Origin of the sequence: Citrobacter sp. RHBSTW-00524, assembly GCF_013747755.1 — a bacterium.
GTDB lineage: Bacteria > Pseudomonadota > Gammaproteobacteria > Enterobacterales > Enterobacteriaceae > Citrobacter > Citrobacter braakii.
On the sequence record NZ_CP056421.1, the window covers coordinates 2,421,848 to 2,444,389 of the forward strand.

The following is a 22,542-nucleotide window of genomic DNA, read 5'->3' on the forward strand; positions in this document are numbered from 1 at the left end:
GGAATGCAGAAGATGAAAATTGGAACACAGAACCAGGCTTTTTTTCCGGAAAATATTCTCGAGAAATTCCGTTACATCAAAGAGATGGGGTTTGACGGTTTTGAAATTGACGGCAAGCTGCTGGTTAACAACCTGGCAGAAGTGAAAGCAGCAATCAAAGAAACAGGCCTGCCCGTCACCACCGCCTGTGGAGGATATGACGGTTGGATCGGTGATTTTATCGAAGAGCGTCGTTTGAATGGCTTACAGCAGATTACCCGCATTCTCGAAGCGCTGGCCGAAGTCGGTGGGCAGGGCATTATTGTACCCGCTGCATGGGGCATGTTTACCTTCCGCTTACCGCCGATGACCTCTCCGCGCAGCCTGGCGGGTGATCGTAAAGCAGTAAGTGATTCATTGATTTATCTCGATAAAGTTGCCGAGCGTACGGGGACGGTGGTGTATCTGGAGCCGCTTAATCGCTATCAGGATCATATGATCAACACCCTGGCGGATGCCCGTCGCTATATCGTGGAAAACAACCTGAAGCATGTGCAAATCATTGGTGATTTTTACCATATGAATATCGAAGAAGACGATATGGCTCAGGCGCTGCATGGCAATCGCGATCTGCTGGGACACGTCCATATTGCGGATAACCATCGTTATCAGCCGGGGAGCGGTACGCTGGATTTCACTGCGCTGTTTGATCAGTTGCGTGAAGATAATTATCAGGGTTACGTCGTGTACGAAGGGCGTGTACGGGCAGAGAACCTGCCGGAAGCGTACCGTCAGTCACTGGCCTGGCTGCGTACCTGCTAAGAGGATTTCTGTGAAAAGTGCACTGACAAGCTCTCCGCTACGCATCGCCATTATCGGCGCCGGGCAGGTGGCGGATAAAGTTCATGCTTCGTACTACTGCACCCGCAACGATCTGGAACTGGTGGCTGTCTGTGACAGCCGCCTGTCACAGGCGCAGGCGTTGGCAGAGAAATACGGCAATCCGCAGGTTTGGGACGATCCTCAGACGATGCTACGCGAGGCTAAGCCAGATATCGTCAGCATCTGTTCACCCAATCGTTTTCATTATGAACACACCATGTTGGCGCTGAACGCCGGATGCCATGTGATGTGTGAGAAACCTCCGGCGATGACGCCAGCCGAGGCGCTGGAAATGTGTAACACGGCGCGTCGAATGGGGAAAGTTCTGGCTTATGATTTTCATCATCGTTTCGCACTGGATACGCAGCTGCTTCGTGAGCAGGTGATGGCCGGCGTGCTGGGTGAAATCTATGTCACCAATGTCCGCGCTTTGCGCCGCTGCGGCGTGCCCGGCTGGGGGGTATTTACCAACAAAGAATTGCAGGGCGGCGGGCCGCTGATTGATCTCGGCATCCATATGCTTGATGCCGCCATGTATGTGCTGGGGTTTCCGGCAGTAAAGCGCGTTAACGCACACAGCTATCAACGCATTGGCACGCGTAAAAACAGCGGCCAGTTTGGGAAATGGGATCCCGAGACGTATACCGTGGAGGATTCTCTGTTCGGGACGATTGAATTTCATAACGGCGGTATCCTGCGACTGGAAACCTCTTTCGCGCTGAATATCCCGGAACAATCGATTATGAACGTTAATTTCTGCGGCGATCTGGCAGGGGCGACGTTATTCCCGGCCCAGGTTTATACCGATCGTGAGGGGACGCTTGACGTACTGCTTCAGCGCGAAATGGCCGATGACAATCGTCATTATCGCAGCATGGAAGCTTTTGTGAATCATGTCCAGGGCGAGCCTGTCACTATTGCCGACGCAGAGCAAGGCGTCGTTATTCAACAACTGGTTGCCGCACTGTATCAATCGGCTGAAACAGGGACCTACGTAGACTTATGACGAGGCCAGTAATGCTAACTGAACCGGCTTTTTGCCCACACAACCTGAATAAATATGCGTCACTCATGACGACCGGTAACGGTTATATGGGGATTCGCGCCAGCCACGAGGAAGCCTACACCTTACAAACTCGCGGCATGTACCTTGCTGGACTGTATCACCGGGCAGGGAAAGGCGAGATTAATGAACTGGTTAATCTGCCTGATGTGGTGGGGGTGGAGATTTCACTCAATGGTGAGATTTTCTCGCTCACCAGCGGCGTTATCGAAAGCTGGCAACGTGAACTGGATTTTGCCAGTGGGGAATTACGCCGTGCGCTTACCTGGCGTGCGTCTGGCGGGGCGCGTTTTGCCATTGAGAGCCGGCGATTTGTCTCGGCACAAAAACTGCCGCTGTTTGCTATGGAAGTTGTCGTCACGCCACTGGATGGCGATGCCAGCATTGGTATCTCGACCGGAATTGACGCCACGATGACCAATCATGGTCGTCAGCATTTGGATGAAACGCAGGTCCGGGTCTTTGGCCAGCATCTTATGCAAGGGATTTACACCACCCAGGACAACCGCAATGATATCGCTATCACCACGTATTGCGATGTAGACGGTGCAGCGCAGCGCTGCTTCACGGCGAAAGAACGTCGGCTGTTACAACACAACAGCGTGCAGGCGAAAGCCGGACAGCGCGTCACACTGACAAAAATTAGCTGGGTAGACTGGGCGAGCGAACGCAGCCTGTCGCTTGAGACCTGGGGACGCCAGTCGCTGCGCAACCTGGAAGTATGCGCGCAGCAAGGCTATGACGTTCTGCTTGCTGAGTCGGCTGCTAACTGGCATGCCTGGTGGCAAAATCGTCGCGTTCAGGTCACCAGCACTGATGCCAGCGATCAGCGAGCGCTGGACTATGCGCTCTATCATCTGCGTGTGATGACTCCTGACCACGATGAGCGCAGCAGTATTGCGGCCAAAGGTCTGACGGGGGAAGGGTATAAAGGCCACATATTCTGGGATACCGAGGTCTTTCTGTTACCGTTTCATCTCTTTACCGAGCCGAAAACCGCGAGAAGTTTGTTGCGTTACCGCTGGCATAATCTGTCGGGGGCGCGTGAGAAAGCCCGCCGTAACGGTTGGCAGGGAGCGCTTTTCCCTTGGGAAAGCGCTCGCAGCGGTGATGAGGAAACGCCTGAATTTGCGGCGATCAACATCCGTACCGGACTGCGTCAGAAAGTGGCCTCCGCGCAGGCTGAACATCACCTCGTGGCGGACATTGCCTGGGCGGTAATCAATTACTGGCATGCCTCAGGGGATCTAAACTTCATGTCCCGTGAGGGAATGACGTTGCTGCTGGAAACGGCGAAGTTCTGGATCAGCAGGGCGGTCATGGTTAATGATCGTTTAGAGATCCACGATGTGATTGGCCCGGATGAATACACTGAGCATGTGAACAACAACGCGTTCACCAACTACATGGCCTGGTACAACGTGGAACAGGCGCTGGGTTTTGCCCGTCGGTTGGGCTGCGGTGATGAGACGTTTATTCACCGCGCAGAGTATTTTTTACAGCATCTCTGGCGACCAGAAGTTCAGCCCGATGGCGTGCTACCTCAGGACGATACCTTCCTGAGCAAACCGGCTATCGATCTGTCACAGTACAAAGCCAAAGCGGGCAAGCAGACGATTTTGCTCGATTACTCCCGTGCAGAAGTCAATGAGATGCAAATTCTCAAACAGGCCGATGTGGTGATGCTGACCTACATGTTACCGGAGCAATTTTGCCCGCAAACCTGTCTGGCAAACCTGCGCTTTTACGAGCCGCGCACAATTCATGACTCCTCGTTGAGTAAAGCGATCCACGGGATTGTGGCAGCGCGTTGCGGTGATCCGGCACAGGGCTATCGGTTCTGGCGTGAAGGATCGCTTATCGATCTCGGGGAGGACCCACATAGCTGCGATGACGGCATTCATGCTGCGGCAACGGGCGCCATCTGGCTGGGCGCAATCCAGGGATTTGCTGGCGTGAATATTCGCCACGGGGAGTTACACCTTGCTCCTGCCTTACCGACTCATTGGCAAACGCTGTGTTTCCCGCTGCGCTGGCAGGGCATCGATATGCAGGTAATCATTAATGCGGCTGAAATCCGTATTAACAGCACTGAGCAGATTGTCCTTTGGGTCAATGGTGAAAAGGTCTCCGTGCAGGGGGAAACCGTAATCCGCAATGACGCCATTATTTCGCTCATTTATGGGACCGCTACCACAGAAAGGGGCGATGAATGACACTCAAACCACAGGCCATCATTTTTGATTTGGATGGCGTGATTACCGATACCGCGCATCTGCATTTTCTGGCCTGGCGGCAGGTAGCCGATGAAATAGGGATTGTGATCGACGAAGTATTTAATGACAGCCTGAAAGGGATTAGTCGCGGCGAATCACTACAGCGTATTTTGCACCATGGTGGGAAGGCGGGGGTGTTTTCTCCCGAGGCCTGCGCACAATTGGCAGAGAGAAAAAACAGACTGTATGTCCATTCTTTGCGCCAGCTGACGGTTAACTCGGTATTACCGGGAATACGTGAGCTGTTGATGACGTTGCGGGAAGAACGGATTCCGGTGGGGTTGGCCTCTGTGTCGCGCAATGCCCCGGCTATTTTACAGGCGCTTAATCTTAGCTCTTGCTTTGATTTTTGTGCGGATGCGGCATTGCTCACCCGCTCGAAACCGGATCCGGAAATTTTCCTGGCAGCCTGCGCGGGTCTTGGCGTTGACCCGCAACAATGTATTGGCATAGAAGATGCACAAGCGGGAATTGATGCAATCAACGCCTGCGGCATGCTTTCTGTCGGCATCGGTAAAGGGCTGAATGGGGCAGACTTGCTGCTTCCGGCAACCGAATTTCTGACGTGGCCGTGCTTATCGGCTTTCTGGCAACACGACAAGTAAAGGATTCAACATGGCACAGCTTTCGTTGCAACACATTCAAAAAATTTACGACAACCAGGTACACGTCGTTAAAGACTTCAATCTGGAAATTGAAGATAAAGAGTTTATTGTTTTTGTTGGACCTTCCGGCTGCGGGAAGTCAACTACGTTACGCATGATCGCCGGTCTGGAGGAGATCAGCGGCGGCGATTTGCTGATTGACGGTAAACGGATGAACGATGTGCCGGCGAAATCACGCAACATTGCGATGGTTTTTCAGAACTACGCGTTGTACCCACACATGACCGTCTATGACAACATGGCGTTTGGCCTGAAAATGCAGAAAATTGCGCCTGCTGTGATTGAGGAGCGCGTCAACTGGGCGGCGCAGATCCTTGGTCTGCGCGATTATCTGCAGCGTAAACCCGGCGCGTTATCCGGTGGTCAGCGTCAGCGTGTGGCGCTGGGGCGTGCGATTGTACGTGAAGCGGGGGTCTTCCTGATGGATGAACCCTTATCGAATCTCGATGCCAAACTTCGCGTTCAGATGCGGGCTGAAATTAGCAAACTGCATCAGAAACTCAATACCACCATGATCTATGTTACCCACGATCAAACCGAAGCCATGACTATGGCGACGCGTATTGTGATTATGAAGGATGGCATTGTTCAGCAGGTTGGTGCGCCGAAAACGGTTTATAACCACCCGGCTAATATGTTTGTCGCCGGATTTATTGGCTCACCGGCCATGAACTTTATTCGTGGCGCGATTGATGGTGATAAGTTTGTTACTGAAACACTGAAATTAACGATTCCACAAAATAAATTAGCACAATTAAAAGCGCAGGGTTATGAACATCAGGCGGTCACTCTGGGAATTCGTCCTGAAGATATACACCCGCAGCTTAATAATGAAAATAGTATATCGGCAAAAATTAGCGTTGCAGAATTAACCGGCGCTGAATTTATGCTTTATACCATTGTTGGGGGGCATGAGTTGGTGGTCCGTGCTGGGGCAGTGAATGATTATCATGCAGGAGAAAATATCACTATTCATTTTGATATGGCGAAATGCCATTTCTTTGATGCTGAAACTGAAGTGGCTATTCAATAAAATTCCGGGGGGATAAATCCCCCCAAGCCTTGGGGCATTTTTGCGAGTATTTTAACAAGGAATAATAATGAAAACCCTACTGTCCGCTACTGCGCTGATTATGAGCGCAGGAATGGCCTGCGCGCAGGCTGCTGAAAATAATGACTGGCACTTTAATATTGGTGCTATGTACGAAATAGAAAACGTTGAAGGTCAGGGCGAAGATATGGATGGACTGGCTGAGCCGTCCGTCTATTTCAATGCCTCTAATGGGCCGTGGAAAATATCGCTGGCCTATTATCAGGAAGGACCGGTTGATTACAGCGAAGGTAAGCGTGGTACCTGGTTTGATCGTCCGGAACTGGAAATCCACTATCAATTTCTGGAAAGTGAGGATGTTAATTTCGGTTTGACCGGTGGCTTCCGTAATTACGGTTATCACTATGTCAATGAACCAGGGAACGACACCGCTAATATGCAGCGCTGGAAAGTTCAGCCGGACTGGGATGTTAAACTGACCGACGACCTGCGCTTTAGCGGTTGGCTGTCGATGTATCAATTCGTTAATGATTTGAATACTACTGGCTACTCCGATAGTCGTGTCGAAAGCGAGACCGGTCTGAATTACAGGTTTAACGAAACGGTGGGCTTAACGGTCAACTATTACCTTGAGCGCGGCTTTAATCTGGCTGATTCGCGCAATAATGGTCAGTTCTCAACCCAGGAAATTCGTGCATATTTACCGTTGTCTTTAGGCAATACCACCCTGACGCCGTATACCCGTCTGGGGCTTGATCGCTGGTCAAACTGGGACTGGCGAGATGATCCGGAACGTGAAGGCCATAATTTCAATCGTCTCGGTTTACTGTATGCATATGATTTCCAGAATGGTTTATCAATGTCACTGGAGTATGCCTATGAGTGGGAAGATCACGACGAAGGCGAAAGCGACAGATTCCATTATGCTGGTATAGGCGTGAACTACGCATTCTAAAATATACTGGGGCATTTATGCCCCAGTTTTTACACCAGTGAGTCGACCAGCGATATTTGCGTGCTCACCGTGATATTTTGTAATCCTTTCTCGCCCGCAATCAGGTTAAATAATAAATTACAGCTTTGTTCACCCAACTGCTGGGTAGGAACATCAATTCCCCCAGGAACGGGCGTGAGCATAAAAGACAACAGCTCATTACTGTAGCCCACAACGGCAAGTTGTTGTGGGATGGTTATATTTTTCTCAGCCGCCACGCGATATAAGCTCATTAATTTCAAGCTGTCGGTGGCAAATACGGCGTCGGGTAACGGCTGCTGACTCAGTAATTTTCGTGAAGCGAGCAGGGCTGTTTCATGGGTATAGCCCCCGTCAACAATCCATTCATCGCGCATTTTAATATTATGCGCCTGAAGGCTGGCTTTATATCCGTTAACGCGATCGATAGAAACATGAACATCAAGCGGCGCGTGCAAACAGGCTATATTACGGTGTCCACTCTCAATCAGCGCATCAGTTAGTGTAATGCTGTCGCGATAATTATCTGTGTCTACAGAATAGACATTGGCGTAATCGCCTTCAACCTTTCCAATAACCACGACCGGTACGTTGTATTTATCCAGCCTTGCAAAAAAAGATTCATCGGCGGGAGAGCTCAGCATAATGATACCTTTGATCAATTTCTGCTTAATTTTGCTCTCACATTTTTGTAAATCATCTTCAGTGCTTCGCGACGTCTGTAATATGACATCAAAACCGACCTCTTCAGCCTTGGCAGTAATAGCATGCAGCACTTCAGAGAAAAACGGATTACCGGCAGTTGTTTTTGCTGAACGGGTAGATATCACCATTATTGCATCAAACCCGGAAGAGGTGAGTGCGCGAGCAAGTTTATTGGGCTGGTACTGTAACTCATCAATAGCACGCAGCACTTTTTCAAGCGCTTCCGGCGAGATATTGGTTTGCTTATTAAGCACGCGCGATACCGTGGATTTTGATACGCCAGCGGCTCGTGCAATATCATAAATGGTAGGAGACATAGATCCCAAGCTCCGTCCGAGAGTCAATGGCGAACATATTATGGAGTTAATTGGCGAATGACAACAATATCGGAATGCGGGCAGAAAAATCCAAAAACTAACCGCAGTATGCGCAACCAGAGGAAGTCTCGTCCACGGGTGCAGAGGGTGATAATGCGGTCGCAATATTTTCTTAAGAACTGGCGTATAGTGTGTTGGTTAAATCCAACTATCAGTCAGGAAGATATTATGTTGAAAAAAGGCGTATTAGCGTTGGCACTGGTCATCGGCATGCCGGTTTTTGCAGCCGAGCACTGGATTGATGTTCGCGTTCCTGAACAGTATCAACAGCAGCATATTCAGGGAGCGGTCAACATTCCATTAAAAGAGATGAAGGCGCGTATTGCTGCTGAAGTTCCTGATAAGACCGACACTGTGAAGCTGTACTGCAACTCCGGGCGTCAATCGGGGCAGGCGAAGGATATGTTGACGGAAATGGGCTACACGCAGGTGACTAACGAAGGTGGCATCAATCAGATAGCGCTTCCTAAAGTAGAGAATCAATAAACCGCCCGCATTCCTTCTGCTCCAGGCGGTAAGAATAATGCCGCCTGTTACAGCTCAGGTAGTTGATAAGTAAGAATTGACCCCTATCTTTACTTCCTGTTTGTTATAATTTATTCGGTTCCTTCAGCAAAACGGGATGGCGATGAAGCGACTTAAAAATGAACTCAATTCGCTGGTTAATCGCGGCGTAGACCGGCATTTGCGCCTGGCTGTCACCGGACTTAGCCGTAGCGGTAAGACGGCGTTTATCACCGCGATGGTAAACCAGTTACTCAATATTCATGCCGGTGCGCGTCTGCCGTTGCTCAGTTGCGTGCGCGAAGAGCGTCTGCTCGGCGTTAAACGGGTTCCACAACGCGATTTTGGTATTCCGCGCTTTACCTATGATGAGGGACTGGCGCAGCTGTATGGCTCTCCGCCGACCTGGCCGACACCTACGCGCGGTGTGAGTGAAATACGCCTCGCGCTGCGCTACAAATCCAATGATTCTTTACTGCGCCACTTTAAAGACACCTCCACGCTGTACCTGGAAATCGTCGATTATCCGGGGGAGTGGCTGCTCGATTTACCGATGCTGGCCCAGGATTATCTCAGCTGGTCGCGGCAAATGACCGGATTATTACAGGGACAGCGGGGCGAATGGTCGGCAAGATGGCGGCAGTTATGCCATGGGTTGGATCCGCTGGCGCCTGCTGATGAAAACCGTCTGGCGGAAATCGCTGCCGCCTGGACGGAGTATCTGCACCAGTGCAAGCAGCAGGGACTGCATTTTATTCAGCCGGGCCGTTTTGTTCTGCCCGGAGATATGGCGGGCGCGCCTGCGCTGCAGTTCTTCCCGTGGCCGGACGTTGATGCCTGGGGGGAATCGAAGCTGACGCAGGCAGACAAACACACCAATGCGGGCATGCTACGCGACAGGTTTAATTATTACTGTGAAAAAGTCGTGAAGGGATTTTATAAGAATCACTTCCTGCGCTTTGACCGTCAGATTGTGCTGGTCGATTGTCTGCAACCGCTCAACAGCGGGCCACAGGCGTTTAACGACATGCGTCTGGCGCTCACCCAACTGATGCAAAGCTTCCATTACGGACAGCGTACGCTGTTTCGTCGGCTGTTTTCTCCGGTTATCGACAAACTGCTGTTTGCCGCCACCAAAGCCGACCACGTCACGGTCGATCAGCACGCCAATATGGTGTCGTTATTGCAGCAGTTGATCCAGGACGCCTGGCAAAACGCTGCGTTCGAAGGTATCAGCATGGATTGTCTGGGACTGGCATCAGTACAGGCAACCACCAGCGGCCTGATCGATGTGAAAGGCGAAAAGATCCCGGCGCTGCGTGGTCATCGTCTGAGCGATGGTGAACCGCTAACCGTTTATCCGGGGGAAGTGCCCGCGCGTTTACCTGGACAAGCATTCTGGGACAGCCAGGGCTTTCAGTTTGAGGCGTTTCGCCCGCAGGTTATGGATGTTGATAAACCCTTACCGCATATTCGTCTTGATGCCGCGATGGAGTTTTTAATAGGAGATAAATTGCGATGAGCGAGCCGTTAAAACCGCGTATCGATTTCTCAGGTCCGCTGGACGTGGAACAAAACGCGGCGTTTAAAGCGCAGCAGATGTTCAATGAAACAGAGGCGCAGACTTTTTCTCCGGCGACAGTGGATGAACCTCTGCAAGACGAAGGTCAGGCTGAGGCCGTCATTGATGCGGCCCTACGCCCCAAACGCAGTTTGTGGCGCAAAATGGTAATGGGCGGGTTGGCGCTGTTTGGCGCGAGCGTTGTCGCTCAGGGCATACAATGGACTATGAACGCCTGGCAGACTCAGGACTGGGTCGCGCTGGGAGGATGTGCCGCTGGCGCATTGATTATCGGCGCAGGTATCGGATCGGTTGCGACCGAGTGGCGTCGGCTATGGCGTTTGCGCCAGCGTGCGCACGAGCGCGATGAAGCGCGAGATCTGCTCCACAGCCATGGAACCGGAAAAGGTCGTGCATTTTGTGAAAAGCTGGCGCAGCAGGCGGGTATCGATCAGTCCCATCCGGCGCTACAACGCTGGTATGCCTCAATTCATGAAACGCAGAACGATCGCGAAGTCGTCAGCCTGTATGCCCATCTTGTGCAGCCGGTGCTGGACGCGCAGGCCCGACGTGAGATTAGCCGTTCAGCGGCGGAGTCCACGTTGATGATTGCCGTCAGTCCGCTGGCATTGGTGGATATGGCGTTTATTGCCTGGCGAAACCTGCGGCTGATTAATCGCATCGCATCGCTGTATGGCATTGAACTCGGTTATTACAGCCGCCTGCGTTTGTTCCGCCTGGTGCTGCTAAATATCGCTTTTGCCGGGGCCAGTGAGCTGGTGCGGGAAGTGGGAATGGACTGGATGTCGCAGGATTTAGCCGCTCGCTTATCGACGCGTGCCGCGCAGGGTATTGGCGCGGGATTATTAACGGCGCGTCTGGGTATTAAAGCCATGGAACTTTGCCGACCACTGCCGTGGATCGATGACGATAAGCCACGACTGGGCGATTTTCGCCGTCAACTGATTGGTCAGGTGAAAGAAACCTTACAAAAGAACAAATCTCCGCGCGAAAGTTAGCTAAAAATTGGGCGCCAGTCGTTTAACTTTACGTCCCGGCGCCTGATTTTCCAGCGAGCTGTCAATATTTGTTGACAGAGTTCTTCCTGCAAACCCAATACTGTCTTATCATTTAATACATAATCCCTTGTCCAGGTGAAGGTTCCTATGCGTTTGGAAGTCTTTTGTGAAGACCGACTTGGTCTGACCCGCGAATTGCTCGATTTACTGGTGCTGAGAAGCATTGATTTACGCGGTATCGAGATTGACCCCATCGGGCGGATTTACCTCAATTTTGCGGAACTGGAGTTCACCAACTTCAGTAGTCTGATGGCTGAAATCCGCCGTATTTCAGGGGTTACGGATGTGCGTACCGTGCCCTGGATGCCTTCCGAACGAGAACATCTTGCGCTGAGTGCGCTGCTTGAGGCGTTACCAGAACCGGTCCTTTCTCTGGATATGAAAAGCAAAATCGAGATGGCGAACCCTGCGAGCTGTCAGCTTTTCGCGCACACTCAGGATCGGATGCGCAATCATACCGCCGCCCAGTTAATCAATGGGTTTAACTTCCAGCGCTGGCTCGAAAGCAATCCGCAGGATTCTCATAGCGAGCATGTCGTAATTAACGGACAGAACTTCCTGATGGAGATTACGCCTGTCCATTTGCAGGGTGAAAATCAGGAGCAGATGCTGACCGGTGCTGTTGTCATGCTGCGCTCCACCATCCGGATGGGGCGTCAGCTGCAAAATATGACTACGCAGGATCTGAGCGCGTTTAGCCAGATTATTGCCGTCAGCGCCAAAATGAAACACGTAGTGGAACAGGCGCGTAAGCTGGCGACACTGAGTGCGCCGCTGCTGATTACCGGTAATACCGGCACCGGCAAAGATCTCTTTGCCCATGCCTGCCACCTGGCAAGCCCGCGTGCGTCGAAGCCGTATCTGGCGCTGAACTGCGCGTCAATTCCTGAAGATGCGGTCGAAAGTGAGCTGTTTGGCCATGCCCCGGAAGGCAAAAAAGGCTTCTTTGAGCAGGCGAATGGCGGCTCGGTTCTGTTAGATGAAATTGGTGAAATGTCGCCGCGTATGCAGACCAAATTGCTGCGTTTTCTCAATGACGGCACGTTCCGCCGCGTGGGAGAAGATCACGAAGTTCATGTTGATGTCCGCGTGATTTGCGCGACGCAAAAGAACCTTGTGGAAATGGTGCAGAAAGGGCTTTTCCGTGAAGATCTCTATTATCGACTGAATGTACTGACGCTAAATCTGCCGCCGCTACGCGATTGCCCGCAGGATATTATGCCGCTTACCGAACTGTTTGTGGCGCGCTTCGCCGACGAGCAGGGCGTGCCGCGTCCGAAGTTGTCTGCCGATCTCAGCACGGTGTTAACCCGCTACGGTTGGCCAGGCAACGTGCGTCAGCTTAAAAATGCCATCTACCGGGCGCTGACCCAGCTTGAAGGCTATGAGCTGCGGCCGCAGGATATTTTACTGCCGGATTACGATGCGGCAACGGTTGCGGTCGGAGAAGAGGTGATGGAAGGATCGCTGGATGAAATTACCAGCCGCTTTGAACGCTCTGTGCTGACGCAGCTTTATATGAATTATCCCAGCACACGCAAACTGGCCAAGCGCCTCGGCGTTTCGCACACCGCGATTGCCAACAAATTGCGTGAATACGGCCTGAGCCAGCAGAAAAAAAGCGAAGAGTAACGCGGTAAATGAAAATGCCTCCCTGCGGAGGCATTTTTGTATGCAGACGTGGCTTAAGCTTTCAGTACGTCCAGCGCAGCAGTGTAGTCTGGCTCGTTGGTGATTTCATTGACCAGTTGGCTGAAAACGACGTTGTCATTTTCATCAATAACGACCACGGCACGTGCGGCCAGACCTTTCAGTGGGCCTTCAGCGATTTCTACGCCGTAGTTTTTCAGAAATTCTGCGTTGCGCAGGGTGGACAGCGTGATAACGTTGCTCAGACCTTCCGCGCCGCAAAAACGTGAATGGGCGAATGGCAGGTCGGCCGAAATGCACAGTACGACGGTATTGTCGATTTCTGTCGCCAGTTGGTTAAACTTACGTACCGATGCCGCACAAACGCCGGTATCGATGCTTGGGAAAATATTCAGCACTTTGCGCTTGCCTGCGAACTGGCCCAGCGTAACGTCAGACAGGTCTTTAGCCACAAGGGTAAAAGCCTGAGCTTTGCTTCCAGCCTGAGGAATTGAGCCGGCAACTGTAACCGGGTTGCCCTGGAAATGAACGGTTTGTGACATGGTTATCTTCCTGTTTACATATAGTTAACGTCGAGGCTAGTTTATGCCATCAGCAGTTAACACGGCAAACGCTATTTGCGGATATCCGCTTCAGGGACTGCATTAAGGAAAGCAAATGAGAACAGTTAAGGTGTATGAGGAAGCCTGGCCGCTGCACACTCCCTTTGTTATTGCCCGTGGGAGCAGAACCGAAGCGCATGTGGTGGTGGTTGAAGTGGCAGAAAACGGCGTCACGGGTATCGGCGAGTGCACACCGTACCCGCGCTATGGTGAAAGCGATGCCTCAGTGCTGGCGCAAATTATGAGCATTGCCCCACAACTGGAAAATGGACTGACGCGTGAAGAGCTGCAAAAGCTGCTGCCAGCGGGAGCCGCGCGTAATGCTGTGGACTGCGCGTTATGGGATCTGAGTGCGCGTCAACAGCAACTGTCACTGGCAGAGTTGGTGGGAAGTGAACTGGCGGAAGTGGTGACGACGGCGCAAACCGTGGTAATTGGCACGCCTGAACAAATGGCGGTGAGTGCGGCTGCACTGTGGGAAAATGGCGCGAAACTGCTAAAAGTTAAGCTGGATGCGCGCTTGATTAGCGAGCGGATGGTTGCTATTCGTGCAGCAGTCCCTGATGCCACGATTATTGTCGACGCCAATGAATCCTGGCGGGCAGAAGGTCTGGCGGCGCGCTGCCAGCTTCTGGCTGATTTAGGGGTGGCGATGCTGGAGCAGCCGCTGCCAGCGCAAGACGATGCCGCATTGGAAAATTTTGTGCATCCGCTGCCGATCTGCGCAGATGAAAGCTGCCACACCCGCAGCAGCCTGAAAGCGCTGCACGGGCGCTATGAAATGGTCAATATCAAACTGGATAAAACAGGCGGCCTGACGGAGGCGCTGGCGCTGGCAACCGAAGCCCGCGAGCAGGGATTTGCGCTAATGCTGGGCTGCATGTTATGTACTTCCCGGGCGATTGGGGCGGCGTTACCGCTTACGCCGCAGGTTAACTTTGCCGATCTTGATGGCCCGACCTGGCTTGCCAGCGACGCGGAGCCGGCCCTGCATTTTACGACCGGACAACTTCATCTCTAGGGTGCCAGCGCAGGAGATTGGACATGGCCAGCAGGTATTTCTCGCTCGCTTCATCTGAAGAGATGGGCGGAAATTCGGCGGTTATACAGTGTAAGTTCAGGTCTGCGCACCAGCTTCCAAATGAGCCGGGCGTTTCATAACCTACGCTGGTGACGAGGGGTAATTCAAACGACTGCGCCAGCCACGCGCCTAATTCGCTGCGTCTGGGATCTTCAATACAGGCCAGCGGATCGTGAAAAGAGACCACCCACGCAGGATGAATTCGGTGAATAAGCTGGCACAGCGCCTGGGTTTCTGGTTCTGAGCCCGGATTTTCGCCGGTCAACAACACCACATCGCGTTCTTCTGCGCTGCTGTTCCAGCGATACACCGTTTCACCCGCTTTCCAGTTGGCAGCGGGAAAGTTACGGTTTAGATCCACTCCGTTCGCATTTGCGCGCAGCCCGAGCTGGCAACCGTCAGGGTTAACCGCCAGCACCACATGGTGACGACGTAAGGAAGGATTAAGCGTACGCAATGCGCAGGAAAGGGTGACAACCGATGCGTTTTCGTCGCCGTGCGTTCCTGCCAGTATCAGACCGCTTTCACGATCGGCCGCCATTGCGGGAAACCAGATTAGCGGCGCGCCTAATAATGAACGTCCGTAATGTTCGGTTCCAGGTGGGAATGCGCCGCGCTCGGCACGGGGTCGGGTAACGGTCATAGTCATCTCTGAATGCGTGGATTGTTACTCGCAGTGTTGTGCAAAATGTATGGATAATCAAATCGTTTTCACACACTTATCTTTTCAGATGTAATATCATTTCCTTGTCGAAAGTTAATTGCATTTCCTGCTGGCGATACAAATAATTACACATTCACTTAGTAGCCGGAATTGAGGGTATTTTATGCAGCATTCTGTTTCAGTAACCTGTTGTGCGCTATTGGTAAGCAGCATTTCATTATCCTGGGCTGCTGATGTTCCCAGCGGAACGGTACTGGCAGAAAAACAAGAACTGGTGCGTCATATCAAAGACGAACCGGCGTCATTGGATCCGGCAAAGGCCGTCGGGCTTCCTGAAATTCAGGTTATTCGTGATTTATTTGAAGGGCTGGTCAACCAGAATGAGAAGGGCGAGATTGTGCCCGGTGTTGCCACTCAGTGGAAAAGCAACGATAACCGTATCTGGACGTTTACGCTGCGCGACAATGCGCAATGGGCAGATGGTACGCCGGTAACGGCGCAGGATTTTGTCTATAGCTGGCAGCGTCTGGTTGACCCGAAAACGCTGTCGCCGTTTGCCTGGTTTGCTGCGCTGGCGGGTATTAACAACGCACAGGCGATAATCGATGGAAAAGCCTCGCCAGATAAGCTCGGCGTTAGCGCGATCGATGCGCGTACATTGAAGGTCCAACTGGATAAACCGCTGCCCTGGTTTGCCAATCTGACGGCGAGTTTTGCTTTCTATCCGGTACAAAAAGCTAATGTTGAGAGCGGTAAAGATTGGACCAAACCGGGTAATCTAATTGGTAACGGCGCCTATGTGCTCAAAGATCGTGTGGTGAACGAAAAACTGGATGTTGTGCCGAACACACATTATTGGGACAACGCCAAAACGGTGCTGCAAAAAGTCACCTTCCTGCCTATTAACCAGGAATCGGCAGCGACCAAGCGCTATCTTGCTGGTGATATCGATATTACCGAGTCGTTCCCGAAAAACATGTATCAGAAACTGTTGAAGGACATCCCGGGCCAGGTTTACACCCCGCCGCAGCTTGGCACTTACTACTATGCCTTTAATACCCAGAAGGGACCGACTGCCGACTCACGCGTGCGCCTGGCGCTCAGCATGACTATCGATCGCCGCCTGATGGCGGAGAAGGTTCTGGGAACCGGCGAAAAGCCCGCATGGCATTTTACGCCGGATGTAACGGCAGGGTTTGTGCCGGAACCTTCACCGTTTGAGCAAATGAGTCAGGAAGAGCTGAACGCGCAGGCGAAAACGCTGCTGCGTGCGGCGGGCTATGGTCCACAGAAACCACTTAAACTGACGTTGCTGTATAACACCTCTGAAAATCATCAGAAGATCGCTATTGCTGTTGCGTCTATGTGGAAGAAAAATCTCGGCGTTGACGTGAAACTGCAAAACCAGGAGTGGAAAACCTATATCGATAGCCGCAATACCGGTAATTTTGATGTGATCCGCGCCTCGTGGGTGGGCGATTACAATGAGCCATCTACGTTCCTGTCGCTATTAACATCAACCCATACGGGCAATATCTCCCGCTTTAATAATCCGGCGTACGATAAAGTGTTGACCCAGGCAACTCTGGAGAATACGCAGAAAGCGCGCAATGCTGATTATAACGCCGCGGAGAACATTCTGATGGAACAGGCTCCCATTGCGCCGATTTATCAGTACACCAACGGGCGTTTAATTAAACCGTGGCTGAAAGGGTATCCGATTACTAACCCTGAAGATGTGGCTTATAGCCGCACAATGTATATTGTGAAGCACTGATATCGCTGGCATGTTCGGGACGTTGCATTGGCGATTTCCCGAACAGACAAGGCTGTGGAGAAGGTGGCTCATAAAAGCAATGGAAAAGTATCACCCAATAGAATGGGTTACACTGTATAAATACGAATGTCGTGCGCCTGAAACGCCGTGGCATACTCTTTGCTGATATTTTCCTCGACGACAATTACATCGATATTGCTGCTTTCGGTAACAACATAACGGGCGACGGCCGGGATCTTTTCAGCCGTCAGCGCGACAATAGTTTCATTACACTGTTTGATCACCGCTTTTTTGAACTCACAATCCGCGTAATCAAATCCGGTTAAGCCGGATTCTGGCGACATTGCGCAGCCGCCAATAAATCCCTGATCGAATAAAATGCCCTGCACCTGCGAGATAGCGGTGGCACCCACGCACCCTCCAGAAGATCGTTGCACCGCGCCGCCCAGCATAATGACGTCAAACAGTGGTTTTTTTAGTAAAACGGCGGCAATCTCCGGGGAATTTGTTACCACGGTTAACGCCAGCTCGGCGGGTAGGGCTTCAGCCATCGCCAGATTAGTACTGCCTGTGTCGATAAAAATGCAGCTTCCGGATTTGACCATCCGGGCGCATCTCTGCGCGATATTGCTCTTTTTCGCCACATTAATACTCTTGCGCACGGTGATGTCTTCGGATTCAGGGAGTGCAATGACCGCGCCGCCATAGACTTTTTTACACACGCCATCTTTACTCAGTTCATGCAGGTCGCGGCGGATTGTATGTTCCGAAACGCCTAACCTGCTGGCGAGTTCGGAACAGATGACTCTGCCGTTTTCCTGCAGGATCTGATAGATAAGCGCCTGGCGCTGTTCAGGGAATGCTGCGTAATCGAGCATCAATACTCCAGTGAAATAAACATCGAGCAATAACAAGCATAATTGTGCATTATGGTTCACGATGTCAACATCCCTTTAGGGAACCTATTGTTTGGATACAACAAGAAGAGGTTAGCTATGAAGGTTGCGCATGTGGCGTTATGGACACGGGATCTTGAGCAACAAGCTCAATTCTGGGTCACGTTTTTTGACGCAAAGATCAACGAAAAATACTGCAGTAAAACCAATCCTGGATTTGAATCCTATTTTGTCAAAATTGGTGAGGATATCGCGATTGAGTTAATGACTAAGCCTGGACTGACAAAACATGCTCCCGACAATAACACCTCAGGCTGGGTGCATCTCGCCATTTCAGTTGGCGGCAGTGAAAACGTTGATGCCATGGCGATGCGTGCAAAAGAACAGGGGATATTAGTTTCTGGCCCGCGCACCACCGGTGATGGCTATTACGAAGCGGTGATACGCGATCCTGACGGCAACTTGATTGAAATTGTGGCCTAAGGCTTCACGCCATCTCCAGTAGAAATGTTGTACCTGTTACCGACTATTGATGAGCATGATTCATAAGGTTGTCCTTCTTTTCACCTCTAATCACCCGCCTGTCGAGTCTCTATAATTTTTATAGTTTTCAGCATCCGGTGGCGCGTGCTGCCACCGTTTTGGAGAGTCGAAATGCAAAATCAACGGAATACCGTCTCCAGCGCCGGCGCGGAGATTATGAATCAACAATTTGATGGTAACAGCGTCTTTCCTCGCGGAGAGAAAAATGAAGCGTATGCGAAATATTTCACTGGCGACAGCTATCTGACCATGCTCTCCATGGAAGGCGTGGTCATTGGTAACGTAGCATTTGAGCCGGGCTGTCGTAACTTCTGGCATATCCATCATCAAGGGGGACAAATCTTGCTGGTGACCGGCGGCAGAGGCTGGTATCAGGCGTGGAATCAACCGGCGCGCGAACTGAAAACTGGTGATGTCGTACACATCCCGGCGGGAATGAAACACTGGCACGGTGCTGCGCGTGATAGCTGGTTTGCCCATATCGCTGTGGAAATCCCGGCAGCTGGCGCATCGAACGAGTGGCTTGAACCGGTAAGCGACACTGAGTACAACCTGCTCCCCTGAGCTGTGCGGGGCACGCGTTCTGCAGGTAAAGAATCCGATGCCCGAAGTGAATCAGTTTGAGCTGATTATTGATACAGTCCTGTATCTACATGACCTGAATCCGTATATTCCAACGCTGGCGCTGGTACTGCTTTGTCATTGATATTGCCTCATTGAAATTAGTGCAGAAAAAAGACGCGGATTTCCGCGCCTTTTCTTTTGTTAGTGTGTCGATGGCGATACTTCAGGATTATCCATATACAGCGTCTGGCTGGGGAACGCAAAGTCGGCGTCGTGTGCCTTGACTATCGAAATAATCTTTAAATAAACGTCCTGCTGTACCGCAAGCCATTCCTGCCACACGGTGGTTTTCGTGAAGCAATACACCATGATATTCAGCGATGAATCGGCGAATTCATTAAAATAAACCAGCAGGGTTTGTTTCTGGTCTATTCCCGGATGGTTTTGCAGCATTTCTCTGACCGACTCGACAACGGCACTGACTTTATCAGCATCTTCATATCGTAACCCGATCACCGTTTTGATGCGGCGATTCGTCATCCTTCCTGGGTTTTCTACGCTGATAGAGGAGAAAATCGAGTTCGGGACATATAACGGACGATGATCGAAGGTGTTTATTTTGGTCATTCGCCAGCCGATTTCCGTAACTGTACCTTCAATATTGCGGTCCGGGGAGCGGATCCAGTCGCCGATGCTAAAGGGTCTGTCGAAGTAGAGCATAATCCCTGAGAAAAAGTTGCTCAGAATGTCTTTGCCTGCCATACCTACAGCGATACCGCCGATGCCGCCGAAGGTTAACAGGCCGGATAAGCTCATACCGAAATGTTCGCCATACAGCAAAATGATGGCAACCACGATGGTAATCTTGATGATTCGCGACAGGATCCTCGCGCTGGTGATATCTCTGCCTTTATTAATCTGCGTCTTTTCAAACTGATTAATTACCAGAAAAAGTTTGATAGTAAGGATCAGCGCAATCAACGAGGTGCAGATAAAGTCGACCACGCTGGAGGAGATAAATTTCAGGCTGTAATTTTCGATAACGTTATTAGCAATACTGCCTAACGTCCCGATGATAATGGCATAGACAAGAAATTGCGCGGCATGAAATATGAATCCTTTGCAGCGACGCTCTCCACGATGATACCAGACGCTCATCAGAACCAGCGCGGCACAGCAGCTGAGAATTACCGTCAAATTAAACGCATTATTTATAAACAGTTCAGCGATCATGATTCTTCCAACAGCTCCGTGGTAGTGAAATATCTTCTGATATCCTAATCCTCGAATATTTTACTCAGTTCTGGCGGTCAGATCATTAATCCATAGGGGAGATATATAATGCAATTAGCGCTATTTTCGGCGAAATAGCGCTGGTATCCACCCTGAAAGCGGTTTATGTAGCAGACAGTCAGTTGATGTCATGGTATTGTTAGCGCAAAGTAACAAGGTTTTCATCTGCAAAAGGACAGTACTATGATCATGGCTAAGCTGAAGACAGCGAAGGGACGGAAGTTTCTGTTGTGCCTGCTTGGGGTGTTTATTATCGCAGCGTCGGTCGTGACGCGAGCGACGATCGGTGGTGTGATTGAACAGTATGACATTCCGCTATCCGACTGGACCGCTTCAATGTACGCCATTCAATCGGCAATGATTTGTGTCTACAGCATGGTGTTTACGATTCTGTTGGCTATCCCGCTGGGAATCTATTTCCTCGGCGGCGAAGAGCAACACTAAGCGTTTGTTATGCCGGATGAGATCGCCATCCGGCATTGAGTTGTGTGGTTAATCGTCTTCTTCATCATCCAGTTCAACTGGCGTCTGATATTCATCCGGCTTGATGACCAGCAGGTCGCAGCGTAGGTGATCGATAACCTGTTCAGCGGTGTTACCAAGGAACGCGGCAGAAATACCGGTACGACCGACGGTACCCAGTACTACAATACCCGCCTGCAAGTGCTCGGCTAAATCAGGAATGACCTCTTCAGGCAATCCTTTTTCAACGTGCGTCACTTTCTCATCGATACTGAATTTCTGGCGCAACGCCTTCATGGCCAGCAGATGCTGTCCACGGATCGCGTCGTTATAAACGCTGGGGTCAAACTCAGGTAGTTCAATTGCGATATTGATTGGCGTAACAGGGTAGGCGCCAACCAGATGCACTTCAGTATGGTTAACCTGTTCTGCTAGTTGCAGCGTCTCTTTGACCAGTTTTTCATTGAGCGCGTTGTGATAAGGCTCTTCACTGGCGAGGTTCACCGCAACCAGCGCTTTACCCTCTTCAGGCCATGGCTGGTCTTTAACCATCCATACCGGGCTTGGACATTTGCGCAATAAATGCCAGTCGGTAGGCGTAAAAATTACGGCTTCGAGGCGGTCGTGTTGGTGTGCCATTTTGAGGACCAGGTCATGCTGAGCGCTAATGACTTCCTGGATGATGGCTTCAAAGGGACGGTTGTGCCATACCACTTTTATTTCAAGAGGGATCCCTGCTTCGATGTAGTATTTTGCTTGTTCACGGATCCATGCTGTTCGCTGGCTGATGACCCCCTGACGCATTGCCGTACGCTCATCGGGCGACAGCAGGGTAGTCATTTCGTAGGAAAAGTCATAGATTGGCAAAAAGGCTTTAATTTTGCCACCAATCCGTTGATGCAAATGGTGATGCTGCCAACTTACTGATTTAGTGTATGATGGTGTTTTTGAGGTGCTCCAGTGGCTTCTGTTTCTATCAGCTGTCCCTCCTGTTCAGCTACTGACGGGGTGGTGCGTAACGGCAAAAGCACCGCCGGACATCAGCGCTATCTCTGCTCTCACTGCCGTAAAACATGGCAACTGCAGTTCACTTACACCGCTTCTCAACCCGGTACGCACCAGAAAATCATTGATATGGCCATGAATGGCGTTGGATGCCGGGCAACCGCCCGCATTATGGGCGTTGGCCTCAACACGATTTTCCGCCATTTAAAAAACTCAGGCCGCAGTCGGTAACCTCGCGCATACAGCCGGGCAGTGACGTCATCGTCTGCGCGGAAATGGACGAACAGTGGGGATACGTCGGGGCTAAATCGCGCCAGCGCTGGCTGTTTTACGCGTATGACAGGCTCCGGAAGACGGTTGTGGCGCACGTATTCGGTGAACGCACTCTGGCCACACTGGAGCGTCTTCTGAGCCTGCTGTCGGCCTTTGAGGTCGTGGTATGGATGACGGATGGCTGGCCGCTGTATGAATCCCGCCTGAAGGGAAAGCTGCACGTTATCAGCAAGCGTTACACTCAGCGCATTGAGCGACATAACCTGAATCTGAGACAACATCTGGCAAGGCTGGGACGGAAGTCACTGTCGTTCTCAAAATCGGTGGAGCTGCATGACAAGGTCATCGGGCATTATCTGAACATAAAACACTATCATTAAGTTGGAGTCATTACCCTTTCCTGCTTCTACTAGTAGCAGTTGTCAGTATTAGTCATATTGCTTATATTGTGTTGATTTTGTGGTTTTTTATTCAGACAGTATGCTGGAGATATCATGGGGTATTTTGGTCGGTATTCAACGGTTCAGAATGCTTACCTGAATCGCATTCATTTTACTAGAAAGCCTGACCTGCGTCGGATTAATGGTAGTACGATGGCTAGAAATGAGCTGCAGGGA

General features: G+C 51.2%; 21 protein-coding genes and 1 pseudogene. 16 read left to right on the plus strand and 6 right to left on the minus strand.

Annotated features, from left to right (window positions below; all coding sequences use genetic code 11):
- Positions 1 to 12: 12 nt before the first annotated feature.
- The 6 genes from HV229_RS11680 to HV229_RS11705 all read left to right on the plus strand — a co-directional run bounded on the left by HV229_RS11680 (position 13) and on the right by HV229_RS11705 (position 6,871).
- Positions 13 to 801, plus strand: a complete 789-nt coding sequence (locus HV229_RS11680) for a sugar phosphate isomerase/epimerase (protein ID WP_181547595.1) — start codon at positions 13 to 15, stop codon at positions 799 to 801.
- Between the two features lie 10 nt (positions 802 to 811).
- On the plus strand, positions 812 to 1,867 hold the full coding sequence (locus tag HV229_RS11685; protein WP_016156633.1) for a Gfo/Idh/MocA family oxidoreductase: 1,056 nt from the start codon (positions 812 to 814) through the stop codon (positions 1,865 to 1,867).
- A complete protein-coding gene (locus tag HV229_RS11690; protein WP_181547597.1) occupies positions 1,864 to 4,140 on the plus strand; it encodes a glycoside hydrolase family 65 protein in 2,277 nt (758 codons plus the stop codon). The genes HV229_RS11685 and HV229_RS11690 overlap by 4 nt, the downstream gene beginning before the upstream one ends.
- Positions 4,137 to 4,805, plus strand: coding sequence for a beta-phosphoglucomutase (gene pgmB, locus HV229_RS11695; RefSeq protein ID WP_181547598.1), 669 nt, complete (start codon positions 4,137 to 4,139; stop codon positions 4,803 to 4,805). The genes HV229_RS11690 and pgmB overlap by 4 nt, the downstream gene beginning before the upstream one ends.
- Positions 4,806 to 4,815: 10 nt before the next feature.
- Positions 4,816 to 5,898: an ABC transporter ATP-binding protein gene (locus HV229_RS11700; RefSeq protein ID WP_016153219.1), complete on the plus strand. Its 1,083-nt coding sequence runs from the start codon at positions 4,816 to 4,818 to the stop codon at positions 5,896 to 5,898.
- A gap of 67 nt (positions 5,899 to 5,965) precedes the next feature.
- Entirely contained in the window at positions 5,966 to 6,871 is a 906-nt protein-coding gene (locus HV229_RS11705) for an OmpG family monomeric porin (RefSeq protein WP_131405017.1), read from the plus strand.
- Positions 6,872 to 6,900: 29 nt separating this feature from the next.
- Here the strand turns inward: HV229_RS11705 and HV229_RS11710 are convergent, their stop codons facing one another.
- Positions 6,901 to 7,911, minus strand: coding sequence for a LacI family DNA-binding transcriptional regulator (locus tag HV229_RS11710; protein ID WP_049269488.1), 1,011 nt, complete (start codon positions 7,909 to 7,911; stop codon positions 6,901 to 6,903).
- A 228-nt stretch (positions 7,912 to 8,139) separates the two neighbouring features.
- Between HV229_RS11710 and pspE the strand changes: the two genes are divergently transcribed.
- From pspE to tyrR, 4 genes are all read left to right on the plus strand, one after another.
- Positions 8,140 to 8,457, plus strand: coding sequence for a thiosulfate sulfurtransferase PspE (pspE, locus tag HV229_RS11715; RefSeq protein WP_016153216.1), 318 nt, complete (start codon positions 8,140 to 8,142; stop codon positions 8,455 to 8,457).
- 142 nt (positions 8,458 to 8,599) lie between these two features.
- Positions 8,600 to 9,997, plus strand: coding sequence for a YcjX family protein (locus tag HV229_RS11720; RefSeq protein ID WP_181547600.1), 1,398 nt, complete (start codon positions 8,600 to 8,602; stop codon positions 9,995 to 9,997).
- On the plus strand, positions 9,994 to 11,055 hold the full coding sequence (locus HV229_RS11725) for a YcjF family protein (RefSeq protein WP_181547602.1): 1,062 nt from the start codon (positions 9,994 to 9,996) through the stop codon (positions 11,053 to 11,055). The genes HV229_RS11720 and HV229_RS11725 overlap by 4 nt, the downstream gene beginning before the upstream one ends.
- 147 nt (positions 11,056 to 11,202) lie before the next feature.
- On the plus strand, positions 11,203 to 12,747 hold the full coding sequence (tyrR, locus tag HV229_RS11730; protein ID WP_016153213.1) for a transcriptional regulator TyrR: 1,545 nt from the start codon (positions 11,203 to 11,205) through the stop codon (positions 12,745 to 12,747).
- Between the two features lie 53 nt (positions 12,748 to 12,800).
- Here tyrR and tpx read toward each other — a convergent pair whose 3' ends face one another.
- Positions 12,801 to 13,307 (minus strand): thiol peroxidase, encoded by a 507-nt coding sequence (tpx, locus tag HV229_RS11735; RefSeq protein WP_016153212.1) that lies wholly within the window; start codon positions 13,305 to 13,307, stop codon positions 12,801 to 12,803.
- Between the two features lie 115 nt (positions 13,308 to 13,422).
- On the opposite strand from tpx, the gene ycjG reads away from it, so the two are divergent.
- The gene (gene ycjG, locus HV229_RS11740; protein WP_016153211.1) at positions 13,423 to 14,388 is read left to right on the plus strand and encodes an L-Ala-D/L-Glu epimerase; all 966 of its coding nucleotides are present in this window, start codon (positions 13,423 to 13,425) and stop codon (positions 14,386 to 14,388) included.
- On the opposite strand, the gene mpaA is transcribed toward ycjG, so the two are convergent.
- The gene (gene mpaA, locus HV229_RS11745) at positions 14,363 to 15,091 is read right to left on the minus strand and encodes a murein tripeptide amidase MpaA (RefSeq protein ID WP_016153210.1); all 729 of its coding nucleotides are present in this window, start codon (positions 15,089 to 15,091) and stop codon (positions 14,363 to 14,365) included. The two genes, ycjG and mpaA, sit on opposite strands and share 26 nt — an antisense overlap.
- 184 nt (positions 15,092 to 15,275) lie before the next feature.
- Here mpaA and mppA point away from each other — a divergent pair, with 184 nt between their 5' ends.
- Positions 15,276 to 16,889 (plus strand): murein tripeptide ABC transporter substrate-binding protein MppA, encoded by a 1,614-nt coding sequence (gene mppA, locus HV229_RS11750; RefSeq protein WP_016153209.1) that lies wholly within the window; start codon positions 15,276 to 15,278, stop codon positions 16,887 to 16,889.
- Between the two features lie 107 nt (positions 16,890 to 16,996).
- Here the strand turns inward: mppA and HV229_RS11755 are convergent, their stop codons facing one another.
- Complete coding sequence (locus HV229_RS11755; RefSeq protein ID WP_065554831.1) at positions 16,997 to 17,767, minus strand: DeoR/GlpR family DNA-binding transcription regulator; 771 nt, start codon at positions 17,765 to 17,767, stop codon at positions 16,997 to 16,999.
- A gap of 117 nt (positions 17,768 to 17,884) precedes the next feature.
- On the opposite strand from HV229_RS11755, the gene HV229_RS11760 reads away from it, so the two are divergent.
- Complete coding sequence (locus HV229_RS11760) at positions 17,885 to 18,268, plus strand: VOC family protein (RefSeq protein WP_047358107.1); 384 nt, start codon at positions 17,885 to 17,887, stop codon at positions 18,266 to 18,268.
- Between the two features lie 216 nt (positions 18,269 to 18,484).
- The gene (locus HV229_RS11765; protein ID WP_172864449.1) at positions 18,485 to 18,892 is read left to right on the plus strand and encodes a cupin domain-containing protein; all 408 of its coding nucleotides are present in this window, start codon (positions 18,485 to 18,487) and stop codon (positions 18,890 to 18,892) included.
- 201 nt (positions 18,893 to 19,093) lie between these two features.
- Here the strand turns inward: HV229_RS11765 and HV229_RS11775 are convergent, their stop codons facing one another.
- Positions 19,094 to 20,125, minus strand: a complete 1,032-nt coding sequence (locus HV229_RS11775) for a mechanosensitive ion channel family protein (RefSeq protein WP_016153205.1) — start codon at positions 20,123 to 20,125, stop codon at positions 19,094 to 19,096.
- Between the two features lie 243 nt (positions 20,126 to 20,368).
- On the opposite strand from HV229_RS11775, the gene HV229_RS11780 reads away from it, so the two are divergent.
- Entirely contained in the window at positions 20,369 to 20,629 is a 261-nt protein-coding gene (locus HV229_RS11780) for a DUF2534 family protein (protein WP_003020403.1), read from the plus strand.
- A gap of 48 nt (positions 20,630 to 20,677) precedes the next feature.
- On the opposite strand, the pseudogene uspE reads toward HV229_RS11780, so the two are convergent.
- Positions 20,678 to 21,553, minus strand: a pseudogene (uspE, locus tag HV229_RS11785) (universal stress protein UspE); the annotation flags it as partial.
- 54 nt (positions 21,554 to 21,607) lie between these two features.
- On the opposite strand from uspE, the gene HV229_RS11790 reads away from it, so the two are divergent.
- A protein-coding gene (locus HV229_RS11790) for an IS1 family transposase (protein ID WP_223335778.1) occupies positions 21,608 to 22,305 on the plus strand; the annotation gives its coding sequence in 2 pieces (ribosomal slippage) (positions 21,608 to 21,857 and positions 21,857 to 22,305; 699 coding nt in all).
- Positions 22,306 to 22,542 lie beyond the last annotated feature (237 nt).